The sequence below is a fragment of the Planococcus beigongshangi genome (assembly GCF_016820495.1).
GTDB lineage: Bacteria > Bacillota > Bacilli > Bacillales_A > Planococcaceae > Planococcus > Planococcus beigongshangi.
In genome coordinates, this window is record NZ_JADHDU010000006.1 from 79708 (window position 1) to 94736 (window position 15029).

Annotated in this window: 16 protein-coding genes and 1 pseudogene; 6 read left to right on the plus strand and 11 right to left on the minus strand. The window is 47.3% G+C overall.

Annotation, left to right across the window (positions count from 1 at the left end):
- Positions 1-53: 53 nt before the first annotated feature.
- Together IQ294_RS13105 and mug are read right to left on the minus strand one after the other, a co-directional pair.
- Positions 54-536, minus strand: a pseudogene (locus IQ294_RS13105) (DUF2975 domain-containing protein).
- A 103-nt stretch (positions 537-639) separates the two neighbouring features.
- A complete protein-coding gene (gene mug / locus IQ294_RS13110) occupies positions 640-1140 on the minus strand; it encodes a G/U mismatch-specific DNA glycosylase (RefSeq protein WP_203334574.1) in 501 nt (166 codons plus the stop codon).
- A 180-nt stretch (positions 1141-1320) separates the two neighbouring features.
- Between mug and IQ294_RS13115 the strand changes: the two genes are divergently transcribed.
- Positions 1321-2718 carry a vWA domain-containing protein gene (locus IQ294_RS13115; RefSeq protein ID WP_203334503.1) on the plus strand — a complete coding sequence of 466 codons (1398 nt, stop codon included), beginning with the start codon at positions 1321-1323 and terminating at the stop codon, positions 2716-2718.
- Positions 2719-2770: 52 nt separating this feature from the next.
- Here IQ294_RS13115 and IQ294_RS13120 read toward each other — a convergent pair whose 3' ends face one another.
- The gene (locus IQ294_RS13120) at positions 2771-3211 is read right to left on the minus strand and encodes a VOC family protein (RefSeq protein WP_203334504.1); all 441 of its coding nucleotides are present in this window, start codon (positions 3209-3211) and stop codon (positions 2771-2773) included.
- A complete protein-coding gene (locus IQ294_RS13125; protein ID WP_203334505.1) occupies positions 3208-3726 on the minus strand; it encodes an SRPBCC domain-containing protein in 519 nt (172 codons plus the stop codon). Before IQ294_RS13125 ends, IQ294_RS13120 begins: the two co-directional genes overlap by 4 nt.
- A gap of 184 nt (positions 3727-3910) precedes the next feature.
- Here IQ294_RS13125 and IQ294_RS13130 point away from each other — a divergent pair, with 184 nt between their 5' ends.
- Both IQ294_RS13130 and IQ294_RS13135 read left to right on the plus strand, forming a co-directional pair.
- Complete coding sequence (locus IQ294_RS13130) at positions 3911-4453, plus strand: NUDIX domain-containing protein (protein ID WP_203334506.1); 543 nt, start codon at positions 3911-3913, stop codon at positions 4451-4453.
- A gap of 57 nt (positions 4454-4510) precedes the next feature.
- Positions 4511-5026, plus strand: a complete 516-nt coding sequence (locus tag IQ294_RS13135; RefSeq protein ID WP_203334507.1) for an RDD family protein — start codon at positions 4511-4513, stop codon at positions 5024-5026.
- Positions 5027-5099: 73 nt separating this feature from the next.
- Here IQ294_RS13135 and IQ294_RS13140 read toward each other — a convergent pair whose 3' ends face one another.
- Positions 5100-6098 carry a DUF4179 domain-containing protein gene (locus tag IQ294_RS13140; RefSeq protein ID WP_203334508.1) on the minus strand — a complete coding sequence of 333 codons (999 nt, stop codon included), beginning with the start codon at positions 6096-6098 and terminating at the stop codon, positions 5100-5102.
- Entirely contained in the window at positions 6095-6649 is a 555-nt protein-coding gene (locus IQ294_RS13145) for a sigma-70 family RNA polymerase sigma factor (RefSeq protein ID WP_203334509.1), read from the minus strand. Before IQ294_RS13145 ends, IQ294_RS13140 begins: the two co-directional genes overlap by 4 nt.
- Before the next feature lie 242 nt (positions 6650-6891).
- On the opposite strand from IQ294_RS13145, the gene IQ294_RS13150 reads away from it, so the two are divergent.
- Entirely contained in the window at positions 6892-8034 is a 1143-nt protein-coding gene (locus IQ294_RS13150; protein WP_203334510.1) for a GGDEF domain-containing protein, read from the plus strand.
- A complete protein-coding gene (locus IQ294_RS13155; protein ID WP_203334511.1) occupies positions 8027-8425 on the plus strand; it encodes an RDD family protein in 399 nt (132 codons plus the stop codon). Before IQ294_RS13150 ends, IQ294_RS13155 begins: the two co-directional genes overlap by 8 nt.
- Before the next feature lie 54 nt (positions 8426-8479).
- Here IQ294_RS13155 and IQ294_RS13160 read toward each other — a convergent pair whose 3' ends face one another.
- From IQ294_RS13160 to IQ294_RS13180, 5 genes are all read right to left on the minus strand, one after another.
- Positions 8480-9388, minus strand: coding sequence for a DMT family transporter (locus IQ294_RS13160; protein WP_203334512.1), 909 nt, complete (start codon positions 9386-9388; stop codon positions 8480-8482).
- 163 nt (positions 9389-9551) lie between these two features.
- Complete coding sequence (locus tag IQ294_RS13165) at positions 9552-10031, minus strand: BsuPI-related putative proteinase inhibitor (protein ID WP_203334513.1); 480 nt, start codon at positions 10029-10031, stop codon at positions 9552-9554.
- Between the two features lie 150 nt (positions 10032-10181).
- Positions 10182-11069, minus strand: a complete 888-nt coding sequence (locus IQ294_RS13170; protein ID WP_203334514.1) for a fructose bisphosphate aldolase — start codon at positions 11067-11069, stop codon at positions 10182-10184.
- A gap of 159 nt (positions 11070-11228) precedes the next feature.
- The gene (locus tag IQ294_RS13175) at positions 11229-12707 is read right to left on the minus strand and encodes a protein adenylyltransferase SelO (RefSeq protein ID WP_203334515.1); all 1479 of its coding nucleotides are present in this window, start codon (positions 12705-12707) and stop codon (positions 11229-11231) included.
- Positions 12708-13046: 339 nt separating this feature from the next.
- Positions 13047-13949: an oxidoreductase gene (locus tag IQ294_RS13180; RefSeq protein ID WP_203334516.1), complete on the minus strand. Its 903-nt coding sequence runs from the start codon at positions 13947-13949 to the stop codon at positions 13047-13049.
- Between the two features lie 150 nt (positions 13950-14099).
- Between IQ294_RS13180 and IQ294_RS13185 the strand changes: the two genes are divergently transcribed.
- Complete coding sequence (locus IQ294_RS13185) at positions 14100-14999, plus strand: 3-hydroxyacyl-CoA dehydrogenase (RefSeq protein WP_203334517.1); 900 nt, start codon at positions 14100-14102, stop codon at positions 14997-14999.
- Positions 15000-15029: the final 30 nt, after the last annotated feature.

Consider the following 15029-nt stretch of genomic DNA (forward strand, 5'->3'; position numbering starts at 1 on the left):
ATTTCAGTCACACGAGTTGATGGCCTGCCATGGATATTGGGCAAAATCTGATGTTAAACAGTCAGATCGTTCTCCGCTTTTATTCGCAGAGCATCCTGCACCAATTTTTGAAGTACGGCAGCGACGACTGCCACGATGAATGAAACGGAAATGACGACCATCCCGATGACTGTGCCGGGGGCATCATCCGCCATGGTAAGCTGGTGCAGGAAAGGCATTTCCACGATATAGACTGCGATGATGGCAATGGCGCACAGCTTGATGGTTTTCACCGCTTTAAGCGAATACAGAGAAAATGCCAGGTTGCGCTAAATATAACCGAGGAGTTTTAAGGCCTGATATAGAGCGATAAAGAAAGGGATCATTCCAGCATACATGCCGATCAACAGCGGATATTGCAATTTTTCGAGTTCCGGCAGCGCCTAGTAGGGGGAATTGGGATCGAATCTTGAGAATCCGTAAATGCATCCGGCAAGAACAGGGGCACCGACGAGGAAAATCGCAATCTTCAATACAGTTGTGAACCCTCGTGCCATTTCAAACACCTCAATAATCAGTTTTGTTAATGAAATGATACAACAAAATTTATTGAATATTAATAAAAAAATATTCTTATTTAATTGATGCCGCGGAAATTCATCACAGATATTTGTGCAGCCCCCGGTAAATTTCTACGATTTCATTGACCTTCATGCGGACAAGTCCACTCGATGACGGGGCGACAAATTCGACGATCCCCGGAATGACGGGTTCCGCTTGCTCCCCCCACGATACTTGACGCTTCCTGCTGTATTGCTGGTACACGCCCTTGCCGACAAAGCAGACAGCTTGCGGCTGATACCGGCTGATTTTTTTCTTCAATTTTTCAGCGCCGATTTGATATTCGTCCTTTGAGATTTCAACCGCTTCCTTTGTCGGCCTTGCAACAATATTTGTCAGGCCGAAACCAAGCTCCAGAAGCTGACTGTTTTCTTCAGGCAGCATCTTCCGGGGCGTCAATCCCGCTTCGTAAAGGATTTTCCAAAATCGGTTGCTGGGATTTGCGTAATGATAGCCGGTTTCCGACGAACGGATGCTGGGATTGAAGCCGACGAAAAGGATTTTCAGATTAGGGGATAAATGGTCGGGTATCGATTGCAAAGCCACAAAACGCCTTCCTTTCTCTATTCGTTATTTATATATTACCCGATTTCCCGAACTCCCTGTGATTTATTACATATATGCGGCAGTTCAAAAGTACTGAAATTCATGGGAAATGAAACCTTGCGCCATATGGGGCGTAAGCTGATATTAGAATAATTACACGAGGTGGGAAATGATATGAAAAAATTGAAATCACTTACATTGCTTCTAATCGGGATATTGTTTCTTGCGATCCTGGCCGGCTGTTCGGAAGACGAAGCGGCGGCTCCGGAAAAAGAGGAGATTCCAGAACAACAGGAAGCGGAAACAACGCCACAAGCTGATCCTGAAGAAGAGAAGGAAGCGAGTGGCCCGGAAGAAAGTCAGGCTCCTAAAGCTGCGATACACAATGTTGAAGAAATCGTAAAAGAGAAAGGGAAATATGTGCCGAATGAAATGACGGATCAGCAAAAAGAGGAACTGCAAAAAGAAGTGGAAGCGGCTCCTGAAGGCATGACTGGAGAAGAAGCCTATTTGTTCGCGGTTTCCTTGTTGGCAGCGGATATCGAAGAAGCAGCCCGCATCATCAATGAAACCGATCCGGTGATCAAAATTGATTCCGCTACACCTGAAGACGAAATCGACATCCCGGAAGCGGAAACGGTCAATGTGGCACTTCTGCTGGATGCGAGCGGCAGCATGGCAGGGGAAGTGACGGGCGGACAGAAGATGGAGCTGGCGAAAGCGGCGATTCAGAACTATGCATCCGACCTTCCGGAAGGCGCGAACATCATGCTCCGCGTGTATGGACATGAAGGAACCGGCACAGATGCTGACAAAGCGATGTCCTGCGCAAGCAACGAAGTCGTTTATGAACTCGGCGGGTACGATGAACAGAAATTCACAGAGTCACTCAGGGAATTTGCCCCTGCCGGATGGACGCCACTTGCCGGTGCAATCCAGGCAGCTGAAGCAGATCTGAACGGACAGCAAGGAGACAATGTGCGCAATGTCATCTACGTCGTGAGTGACGGCATCGAAACATGCGACGGCGATCCGGTTGCGGCCGCAGCAGCATTGACCGAGTCAGAGATACAGGCCGAAGTCAACATCATCGGCTTCGATGTGGACAATGAAGGGCAAAAACAGCTGGAAGAAGTGGCGAAAGCCGGGAATGGCCAGTACAAATCGGTGTATTCCGAAAGTGAACTGAACGAATACCTCAAACAGGAATACAGCCGGCTTTACTGGGAATGGCTCGCTTGGAGCAATGACCGGAAACTGGAAATCCTTTCACAAAGCAATGATATCTATTTTGACCTTCTCGCCGCAAATAATGATGTCAGCTTCCTGTCGTTGGCAGCGAAAAATGACATGATTTCCCTCCAATATGATTTTAAGGACTTAGGGAAATTCAAAGATGATGAGGCATTGAAGCGGTATGTTGAATTGGTCAACCTGAGATATGATACGGTTCGGAATCATTTCAGGCAGGAAGTGGACCGTAAAGATGCAATCCGAAAAGAAATGAAAGAGAAATTGAACAAGCAAGTGGAAGAAATGAAAGAGGAAAGCGACAAAAAATATACACCATAAAAAAAGCTCCGCCCAACCGGTAAACTACCGGAGAGGCGGAGCTTTTTCAATTTTAAGGCTGATTTTCAGCATCCACCGATATCTGCCATTCAATGCCGAAACGGTCGATGCAGCTGCCATACAACGGGCTCCAGAAAGTTTCCTGCAGGTCCATGCTGACCGTCCCGCCTTCAGCAAGTTTCCCGAAAACTCTTCTCGCTTCCTCCTGATCGTTGAGCGTCAATGTCATCGATACGCTATTGCCTTTTTGGTAGGACATTCCCATACCCGGGGGGACATCTGAAATCATCAGATAATCCCCGTTAGCTAAAATGATTTGAGCGTTCATCACCATATCTTTCACTTCATCCGGAATGCCGTCCATATTATCAGCGTTTGCCTCGCCGTATGTCATGAGACCGACCAACTCGCCATTTAGTACATCTTTATAAAAGTGGACGGCTTCCTGGCCTTGTCCATCAAAATTCAAATAAGGAAAAAGTTTTGTGATCATGACTGCCCTTCTTTCCGTGGTTTTTGCTGATCCGCCAGAAATTCCTCCAGCCGGTCATAACTTTCCGACATGCCTTCAACCGCGTGCATGTCCATGATTCGCTGTAATTCTTCTTCGGATTCGAAGAGAGTGCGCGAAGTTAATATGGTTCTGTTTCCATTCTCCGAAAAATACAGTTTGATGAGCATTTTCGGCATCCCTTCAATTTCGTTGCCATAAAGGTCTGCAAACGCATCTTCATAAACGAGCCGTTCATTCTCTTCAACTTCAAAGTATGTGACTTTCCCCCACGCTTCTTGGCCATCTGTGGAAGATCGCATGCAATAATGCCAGATTCCTTGGGGTTCGACTGTCATTTCATAGCTGTGCGTATCCCATCCTGCCGGTCCCCACCAGCGCGCAATATGGTCAGGGCTGACATGGGCCGCATAGACCAGCTCTTTCGGTGCATCAAATTCACGTTCCATGATCAATTCACGTCCGACGGTTTGAGTTCGGGTTTGGCCTGCTGACATTGGATGAACCTCCTTCTGTCTCAGGTAACCGATCCGTTTCAGCAGTCTCCTTCCCTAAAAGCGATCGGTTTCTTATACTCATTATAACGATTTTTCATTAAAGTTAAATGAAAATTCAGATAAAATTATTTTAGGTTAAAATGAATATGAAGCAATTACAGATTTTAGCGGATAGGAGAATATCATGTATTTCAACAAACCCATCAGCTTTCTTGAAAGTTCCACACAACCAGTAAGATTAATCGGTAGAACAGCAGTCCGGGCCATCATCATGGAACAGGGAAAAATTCTGATGGTCCACTCGAACCTCGGCTATTATAAATTACCGGGCGGCGGTGCTGAAACAGGTGAAAGTCTTACAGAAGCTTTGAGCCGGGAAGTTGTGGAAGAGACCGGTTATTTGAACAGCCAGGCTTTAAAGGAACTTGGAGTCGTTTCCGAATTACGGCCGGATCGTTCAATGGCAGGGACCTGTTTCCATATGGATTCTTATTATTATTTATGTCGATTGACGGATAAAGAAAAAACTGAGCAAGCGCTGATCGATTATGAGTTGGAAGAAAACTACACGCCTGTTTGGATTTCACTGCTGGAAGCCATTGAGATAAATCAGTCATCATATGAAAAGAATAACTCGTTGATCTTTATTCCCAGGGAGAATTTTATACTGAACTGGCTGTTACGGAATCCTTTAGCAGTAGCTCAAGGAGGGACAGCTGCTTTATGAAGCAGGAAAGCGAGGTGCGCAACGAGAATAATAAAACATAAGAAAGGACGTGTACAGATGCCGGCAGCGGGAATATGGATCAGGATAAAAGCGTTCATATGGGATTATATATGGCTGTTCATCTATCTCTGTTTTATCGTTTTGCTGACGACTCTGCTGCTGCCCGGGCTGCAGGATTTCTTTAATGGTCCAGTCGGAATTGCCCAATTGAGCGGATTTCTTTTGGTGACTTTGCCGATTTCTTTATATTTTGCCATAGGAGATTCAAATTTAATGAATGGAACTTTCGGGAAACGGAAAATGGGGATCCGAGTGGTGGACATGGAAGGGGGACCAATCGGCTTCATGCGTTCTGTCTTCAGGATCCTGCTGAAGTTTTTACCGTGGGAATTGTCACATTTTCTGGTTTACCGGCTCGTCCATCTCGGCGACGGAGAATTTCCGCTCCATCTCATGCTGATTGGCGGCTTGGTCTATCTCCTTATCTTCACGTATATCCTGACAGCTGTTTTCTCGAAAGAAAATCGTTCGCTGTATGACCGGTTGAGCGGGACGAAAGTGATCCGAATATGAAAAACAGCGGAATGAAACATAAAAGGTCACCGGAGAGAGATTCCGGTGACCTATTATTGTGTCTTGCCCATGCTTATTCCAGCTCTACGGTAATCGGTTCGATATCGACCCGTATGCCTTCATCCTCAGGATTTTCAATATAGCTGATCAGCGGCTGTATGGTAACCGAGGACGCTTCCGGGTCCAGGGCTTCAAAGGTCATCTGGTAATATGGCCGGTGGAATGTGGATGCGCCGCCGGTTCCGAATACCATCGGATAAATAGTGCCCAGGTTATCAGTAAGCTGCCAGTCTGTCACGTAATGATTTTCATCAATTCCTTCAGATTCAAATCTTAAAACAGTGGATAGTTTATTGAAAGAGATGTCATCCACAAAATATTCTCCGCCTTCGAAGGCAAGGGTTTCATCGATATCAAAGCTGCCTCCCTCCAGTGCACGCAATTTAAAGTTGAATGACCAGTCACCGGTGATTTCTTTTCCGGCGTCCATTGCATCACTGAACGCGACCGGTTCCCATGAAAGTGATAGCGATTTGGGCGGAGAGTTTCTGAAATCTGGTGCCAGACTTATGAAACCCACATAAGTTGTATCATCCACTTTCCGCATATCAATCGATGCACCGTATCCTTTTGAACCGGATGCTTCGATCATTTCACTTGGCAGCGGGGTTGGACCGAGGTCCGTCTCAGTCTTCAGCGCGAAACTGATGGTCACCGAAGTTCCATCATATACCCCTTCTTCCAGTGAGAGCGTGGAACCGTTGCTCGTCTGCGTCATATTCAGCGGCTGTGCGACTTCACTGAAATGAGGGAAGATCAGCTCTTCCTCATCAAAATAGGAAACGATATCCTGCAGAACGGGAATCTGGGAAGCGATGGTCGGGAAAGCAGTGACCATGGTGATTCCAGTGCCGATCAGCAAAGCGGCAGCCACGGCTGTTTTCAATAGCCATCCGTTTTTTTTCTTTTGTCCAAGAAGGCGGCGCTTCATCGCTTTTTTTTCGAGTTTTGAAACCGGCGCTTCGGGAATATCCTCTATATCGGTATTCAGTAGTTTATGAAAGTCATTCATATGAATCGCTCCTTTCGCTGGAACAGATGAAACAGTTTCTTTTTGCCGCGGAACAGCCGGTTATCGACTGCGGATAAGGTTATGCCGAGTGCGTCCGCTATTTCGCCGTTTGACAGATCCAAATAATATTTCATCAGGAATAACTCCCGGTCGGCTTCCGGGAGCTCGTGGAGACGGTACAGCATTTCATTGCGGGCTTCGTTTTTCATAACGGCATCTTCTGTATCATGGCTTTGGCCATCATTGCGCACTTCATCCGTCAGCGCTTCTCTCTGCTGCCGTTTTTGCTGTTTCCGATAAACATCGATGGCTTTATACTTGGCCAGGGTGCCGGCCCATTTCCTGAAATCCTCATGGCTTCCTTCAAATTTTCCGGCCCGCTGCCAGATAGTCATGAGTACGTCGTTCAAACATTCTTCGGCAATATGAAAACCATAGCTTTTCAGCAATACATGCTGGCAGATCCCTTTCAGAAACGGCATGTATGCATCGATCAGGTAATCGATCGCCTCTTCTTCCTGGCGTTTTAGCCGCATGATGAAATCTTCCATCGCCTTCACTTCCTCCCTTTGTTACTCCATACAACGAAGCAGATGAATAAAGTCTCGCGCTGGTTCTAAAAAAATATGGATGATTTCTTTTTCTTGATTGAAGAAGGGCAATTTTGATGCAGCTACTTTTACATAATTTTCTATTTTCATGGGATATGCCATACAATGAAAATTAATAACAGGATATAATATTTATTACATAACTGGTAAACTGTTCAAGAACATATATTTAGGGGTGTAATATGGAAGATTTACTGTTTTTCTTTTTAGAGAATATGGCGCTGATCATCGCGCTTATGTATTTGGGGTTTAAAGTGAAAGATGCTGTATTCCATGATTGGACCGATCCGGTCAGGCAGCGGCTCATCATCTCCGTTTTTATCGGATTCCTTACTTTTTCAATCATGTATCATCCATTCATTATAGAAGAAATGCGATTGGATTTGCGGGAAGTTCCGCTATTTTTCATTTCTTATGTCGGTGGATGGCAATATGGGCTGCTGTCCGCGATCCTGCCGACCGGCTTCAGGATGTACATCGGCGGGCCGACGATGCTGGATGGGATTCTGCAGTCGATCCTATTGCCGATCATCATCGGCAGCCTGTTCCATGACCGGAAGCGGAAAGATCATTTCACAGGAATTCTGGATATAAAAAGAATGATGATTGCATTCGTCATCTATGAAGCGATCAAGTCTGTATGGGTGATCACATCAACCCCGATGACTCTTGGCATAACCCTGCCGATGTTCATCGCTGCGGCTGTGGCTGTAATTTCGATGGGTCTGATATTGAATGGTGAAAACCGGAGTAAGCTGCTGCGTGAAGAACTGGAGTTTTATTCGAATCGGGATCCGATGACGCAATTGCCGAACATCCGATTTTTTAAGAATAACGTAAGAAAGCTCGTTGAAAATAATAAACCGATGGCGATTGTCATGCTGGATGTAGACTATTTTAAAGTATATAACGATACGCACGGCCATCAGAAAGGCGATGCAGTCCTGCGTTCCATCGCTCAAATCCTTACAGACTTGATTCGGAAAGAAGATTTTGTAGCGCGTTACGGCGGAGAGGAATTCATCTGCTGCATCACGGCACCGGCTGGTCTGGAAGAGGCTGCGAAAATGGCGGAGCGCATTCGGAAAAATATTTTCGACTATCATTTTGATGGCGAAGAACTTCAGCCGGAAGGTGTACTGACTGTTTCCATGGGGATGGGCTATAGCAGCGGAGGAACGGTTCTTGAAGAAATGATCGAAGAAGCGGACCAGTCACTGTATCAGTCAAAACGGCAGGGGCGCAACCGTTTAACTGTTTTTCCGGGAATCATGTTAGACTCTAATAATAAAGGTAGTAAGATGAAGGAGGCAAATTATGAATAAATTAATGAAAAAACGCTTAAAAGCGATGGCAATCGATCTCGCTATTTCCACAGGTGTCACGGTTATTCTTGATCCATTGCTCCGAAACAAGGTGAAAAATAAAGCGGCATATGATGTGATAGTACCGACCGCCGTATTCTGGGGTCTGGAATATGCGCAGCTGCTTGCGAGAGGTCAGACAGTCGGACATAAGGCAGCAGGCATCATCATCGATACGACAGATGGCAGCGCTATAAGCTCGGAACAGATTATTAAAAGAATTCTTCACCGCGATTCGATCAGCACGTTTTCTTATCTGAAAGACCGGGGCAAATATGAGTTTTATGAAGGAACCAAGTTGCCGCATGACTTGTACGCAGATACAGTCGTGAAGGAATATCTGAAAGAATAGCGAAAAAGGAAGTACTCCCGCGATGTGGAGTGCTTCCTTTTTGATTGATCAATCTTAAGCAGTTTCTGCCAGTTTGCGGGCAAGGGAAGGTTCCCTCCGTCCGAGTGCATTGACCAGGATGACTCCTGCTATTGCAATGACACCGCCGATGAGCGAAATCCCGGTCGGCAATTCATGGAGCCACATCCAGGATACGAGGATCGCTACTGCCGGTTCCAGATAAATAAGGCTGGATACCGAGCTCGCGTTTGCCATGGACAATGCGGTCGCCCAGGTGACATAGGCAATGGCGGCAGGGAAAATTCCTACATAGAGCGTAGCGAGATGAGCTTCCCATGTTGCGTTCTGAAGAGTGGTCACGAGGCCGGGTGAAAAGATGAAAAATGGCAATGTGCCGGCCCATGTGAAATAAGCTGTGAGTTCAATTGCCGAATATTTATTCAAAAGTGGTTTCTGGAAAACAAAAAATGCGGCTGAGGCAAAAGCCGCAATCAGCACCAGCACTGCTCCGTTCGTCAATGTCACGGAACCATCGCCGGATCCGAAGGCGATGAGCATGATGCCCACAAAACCGATGGCCATTCCAAGCCAGCCGATGCGCGTCAATCGTTCTTTCAAAACGACCGAGGCGATGAGGGCAGTGAAAATCGGTCCTGAACCGACCAGCATGCCGGCAGTGCCTGCAGAAATGGTTTCCATGCCGAACGTGACGAAAATGTGGTAAACACTGATGCCGATCCAGCCAAGGATCAGCAGACGCAGAATATCACCTTTATGCGGCAGCCTGAATTTTACACCCGGCCACAGTGCGTATCCAAGAAATAACAGGGAAGCAATCAGGAAACGGACGAGTACATTTTGTCCGGTCTCATAACCGCCCTGCAATCCGACACGGATCGCTGCAAAGGATGAGCCCCAGATTACAACTGAAAATAATGCCAAAGAAAATGCTTTTGCGTTCATGAACGTTCCTCCATCAGCCATCCTTTTATAAAGAATCGGCTTATCCAAGTGTCTGAAACAAACAGACAGCTTCTATTATATTCGTTTCGGAGAGGAAAGTCAGCAGGGGACATGGGATCATCCCGATAAAAAAGCAGCCATCCGAAGAGGGCTGCCAGGTATGCTATTCAACTTTGAATTCAGTTACAGCTTCGTACTCCGCACCGTCAGTCGGTGTCAACCAGGCTTTCAGTTCATAAACACCAGCTTCCAGCTCCAGTTCAGGAATGACAAATTCGTATTCAAGTTTGCCGTCGGGCTGAAGCGTTTCTTCTCCTAACGCCTGCATGTACATATTAACGGATGAATCGCGGTGAAGCTCTTCACCTTTATCATTGGAAAGCGTAAAGTCAAAGCGCTGTCCGCTCGAGAAATCGTAGTATATCGTCTCATCCGTCGGGTTGTTCACCGTATAACGGAACAGGTCCTTATCCAATTGTTCAATCGTCCCATGCACTTCAGTCACCTCGATCTCCTCATTTCCTGTTGATGAGCCATTGTCTGTGTCCGTTTCAGGTTCGGCGGTACTCGAAGTTCCGCACGCCGCCAACAGCAGGGTAAATGCCATCAGAAGAAATACTGCCAAAGCTTTTCCTGTTTTCATGAATGTTCCTCCCCGGTCTGTTAAAGTGGGTCATGCTGTTCTATGTGGTTGCCTATTTGAACGGCTGACCGGCGGAAAAGTTACAGATTAACAGAAAATAACTGGCAGTTTCACAAAAAAGCCCCTGATAAGGAGCTTTTCTGCTTTGCGTCATGTGATGGATGCAAGATAAATCGTTCTTACCGATTCTTCAATCATCGTGTTGAAATCTTCATCCGACTGGCTGGCATTCAAACCTTCGGACAAACCACGGGAAAAGCTGGCGATCAAGCCTTCATTCGCAGTCAGTTTCAAATTGGCTTCATCGCGTGTATAGCCGCCGGAAAGGGCGACAACACGGACTACGCGTGGATGATCGATCAATTCCTTATAGAAATTATCGACTGTCGGAATCGACAGTTTAAGCATGACATTTTTATCTTCGCTCAATGTATTCAAGCCTTCCAGAATTTCTTTTTTCAGGATTTCTTCTGCTTCGGCTTTGTCATCGATGCGGATATTGACTTCCGGTTCGATGATCGGAACAAGTCCGGCTGCGAGGATCTGTTCAGCCACTTCAAATTGCTGGGCAACCACTTTTTTGATGCCCTCAGCATTTGCTCCATTGATCACGGAACGCATTTTTGTTCCGAACACGTTTCGTTCGTTTGCACGTTTCAGCAAATCATCAAGCCCAGGATTCGGCTTCATCAATTGAACGCCGTCTTCTTCATCGGCAAGGCCCTTATCCACTTTCAGGAATGGCACGACACCTTTTTCCTCCCAAAGGTAATCCGGTGTATATTTCCCTTCCACTTTGCGGTCCATCGTCTGTTCGAACAGGATGGCGCCGAGAATCGACTCGGAGTTGAAGGCAGGTGCTGTCATGACGCGTGTGCGCATTTCATGGATCAAATCATACATTTCATCTTCGTTCGAATATGAATCTTCCGAGACACCGTATTGTGCCAGGGCTTTCGGTGTACTGCCGCCGCTTTGGTCGAGCGCTGCAATAAACCCTTTTCCATTTTTCACGAGTTCAAATTGTTCCTGATTCATTTTCCCAGCTCCTTTGATTAGTTTGAGAAACGCAAAAAGAATAAAACTGTACATAGAATATTGTAACAATAAACTAGGCAATCATCAAAAAAGAGCGGCGCCTGTGCAATTTGAAAAACCACCGAAGAAAATTCTTCGGTGGTTTTTGTGAAGTATGGATCATGTGCCGCAATACGTCTTGAAATTGCGTTCCTCATCTTCAGGCGGTGCTTCAGTATAGGCAAGCTGCCCGTCACTGTAGGCATACGGATTCCGTACGGCTTCGACCAATTTACGGGTAAGGCTGAAATCCTGATCATCGACCGCAGCTTCGATGGCTTCTTCCACCCGGTGGTTGCGCGGGATGATGGCAGGATTGCTGTTTCGCATCAGCTCATGGGATTCTTCAGGACTTTCTGTTTGCTCTTCACGGCGCAAGGTCCATGCCGCATGCCATTCAGCGAATCCAGCTTTGCCGGCAAGCGGTGTTTCTTCCGGCTTATCGAATGTCAACGCGCGGAACGTATTGGTATAATCCGCTTTATGATCGTGCATAAGTTTCAATAACTCATCGATCAGCGATTCGTCTTCCTCTTCCTTGCCGAATAAACCGAGTTTCGCCCGCATGCCGGCAGACCAGTTTTGCTGGAATTGATTGCCGAAATCGCCAAGAAGATCCTGAGCAGCTTCGATGGCCTGCGCCTGATCCTCATCGATCAGCGGCAGCAGCGTTTCTGCAAAACGGGCCAGATTCCAGCCGGTTATTTTCGGCTGATTATTGTATGCATAGCGGCCGTACTGGTCAATCGAACTGAACACGCGGCCTGTTTCATAAGTGTCGAGGAACGCGCACGGTCCGTAATCGATCGTTTCTCCGCTGATGGTCATATTATCCGTGTTCATGACGCCGTGGATAAAACCGGCAAGCTGCCATTTTGAAACGAGTGATGCGTGGCGTGCGATTACATTCCTCAATAATTCCAGGTAAGGGTTGTCCGTGTCACGGACTTCCGGATAGTGCCGGTCGATCGCATAATCAGCTAGTGATTTCAGCTCTTCAGGTTGACCCCACTGGGCGGCATATTGGAATGTGCCAAAACGAAGGTGGCTCGATGCAATCCGCGTCAGCACAGCGCCGGGCAGGAAAGTTTCGCGCACCACCGGGATACCGGTGGAGACTACTGCGAGGCTGCGGCTCGTCGGAATACCGAGGCCATGCATCGCTTCACTGATGATATATTCCCGCAGCATCGGCCCGAGTGCCGCGCGTCCATCGCCGCCTCTGGAATATGCGGTTCTGCCGGAGCCTTTCAACTGGATATCGAAACGCTGCCCATTTGGCGCGACTTGTTCGCCGAGAAGCACGGCGCGTCCGTCTCCAAGCATCGTGAAATTGCCGAACTGGTGGCCGGCATATGCCTGGGCGATCGGCTCGGCGCCTTCCGGAATTTCTGTACCTGCGAGAATTTTGACGCCGTCCTCAGATTGCAGCTGTTTCGCGTCGAACCCGAGCGTTTCAGCGAGCTCTTCGTTGAAAATTATGAGCTCGGGCGTCTTCGCCGGTTCAGGATTCGTTTTTGTAAAGAATTTCTCCGGCAGGCGTGTATAGCTATTATCGAAATTCCAGCCGACAGCCGGAATATTTGTCGTGTTTTTCATAAGATCACCTTTTCTTCTGACTTGGTTTCAATGGCTTGTGGCAATAAATGCTTCTATTATAAGGTTTACCCGTTTTAGAGGAAATGAAAATAGGCGACTGCACCTAAACTGGGGAAAACCGCAACTAATGCATCGATTTCCGCAACTAAATGGTCCAGTTCCGCAACTAAAATAAATCTATGGAAAATATTTCAACTCAAATTGCCTTTTTCACAATATTAGCCATGAAAAATTGCCAACCGCACCTCAACATGAGAAAATCGCACCTCGCGAGCCGATTTCCGCACCTCGCAGACGAATAACCGCACCTCAAACGGTCTAACCCGCAACCCAAACAGATCAACTTCCAAATTTAAACTTTATTCCAGTTAATTCTTCCGATATATCCCAAAGTTGCTTCGCCACTTCTTCATCAAGTGCTGAAGGGTGGGGTGTCTCTAAAGCCGGATAGCCTTTGCGGCGGCCTGGACCATCCGGCCCGATGTATTCGCCGCCTGTTAAATGAGGGGCAGTGGCAGCGTGTACGGTAGCAAGGGCACCGATTGCCGGCGGCTGCAGATAGAATTTATTCGCCAGATTGCGAATGAACAGCGGCGCATCCCGTCCACCGAGTTTGAAAATATTCGTTCCCGAAACCCCGGGGTGGCAGACGACGCTGATCGTTTCGGCACCATGTTTTTTCAGGCGGCGGTCGAGTTCAAGCGCAAACAGCATATTGGCGAGCTTGCTTTGATTGTAGAACTTTTTCGCCTGGTAGCCACGGGAGCCGTCCAGATTGTCAAAATCGATGGCGCCGCGGTTATGCGCCAGGCTGCCGATTGTCACGATGCGTGATTTCGGCGTTTGTAGAAGGAGGGGCAGGAGCTGTGCTGTCAAAGCGAAATGGCCGAGATGGTTGCTGCCGAATTGCATCTCAAAACCGTCTTTTGTTTTGGAATAGGGCGGTATCATGACACCGGCATTATTGATCAAGACGTCTAGCGCAGAAAAATCGCGCAGAATACTCTCGGCAAATGACCGGACGCTCGACAGATCCGCTACATCAAGTGAACGGATCTCGACACTGGCGCCGGGATGGAGACTTAGGATCTCATTGCGTGCCGCGGCTCCTTTTGTATCGTTGCGGACCGCAATCACGAGCCGCATGCCTATACCGGCCAGCACTTTGGCAGCTTCCAGGCCTATGCCGCTGTTGGCGCCTGTGATGATTACAGTTTTACTGCTCAAGGATTGTTCCGTCATTTTTTCAACTCCAGTTTCTCTGTCTAGTTAAATGGTAGCTGAAAACTGCAGAAGTCACAAAGGATTACGACTGGCGGTCACTGGATATGTTTCAAGGATTTTTAACAGGGAAAACAAGAAGTATACTGAATAAAAGGAGACATGCAAATTATGGATTATAAAAACATTACAGTTGCAGGAAGTGGCGTACTTGGCAGCCAGATTGCTTTTCAGACTGCTTTTAAAGGATTTGACGTAACGGTCTATGATATCAATGATGAAGCGATCGCCAAATCACAGGAACGCATGATGAAATTGAAGGACAATTACATGAAGGATCTGCAAGCGAGCCAAGCTGATGTGGATGCAGCTTATGGGCGGCTGACATTCCAGACGGATTTAGCGGAAGCGGCCGCTCAGGCAGATCTAGTGATTGAGGCGATTCCGGAAGTTGTGGCGATTAAAACGGAGTTCTATCAGAAGCTGGGTGAAGTCGCGCCTGATCATACGGTTTTTGTAACAAATTCATCGACTTTATTGCCAAGCCAGTTTGCGGAAGCGACTGGACGGCCGGAAAAATTTCTGGCCCTGCATTTCGCGAATACCATCTGGATCAACAACACAGCGGAAGTCATGAAGCATCCAGGGACAGATATGAAGGTCTTCGATGACGTCATCGGTTTTGCGAAAGCTATAGGCATGGTGGCGTTGCCGCTGTATAAAGAGCAGCCGGGCTATATTTTGAATTCATTGCTCGTACCATTCCTGGAGGCTGCGGAATTATTGCTGGTGAAGGAAGTTGCGGATGTTCAGACAGTCGACAAGACATGGATGATCGGTACAGGCGCACCGCTCGGGCCATTTGCCATTCTCGATGTCGTCGGTATCCGTACGGCCCATAATATTGTGCAGGCAAAAGCCGCTGCGACGGGCAGGGAGGATTTTGTTAAACTTGCGGAAATGCTGCAGACGGAATACCTGGATAAAGGCAAAATCGGACGTGAATCAGGAGAAGGCTTCTATAAATATCCGAATCCGGCATTTGCCGATCCTGACTTCTTGAAAAATTGAATGACATAATGAAAGGCCATGAAGAAATCC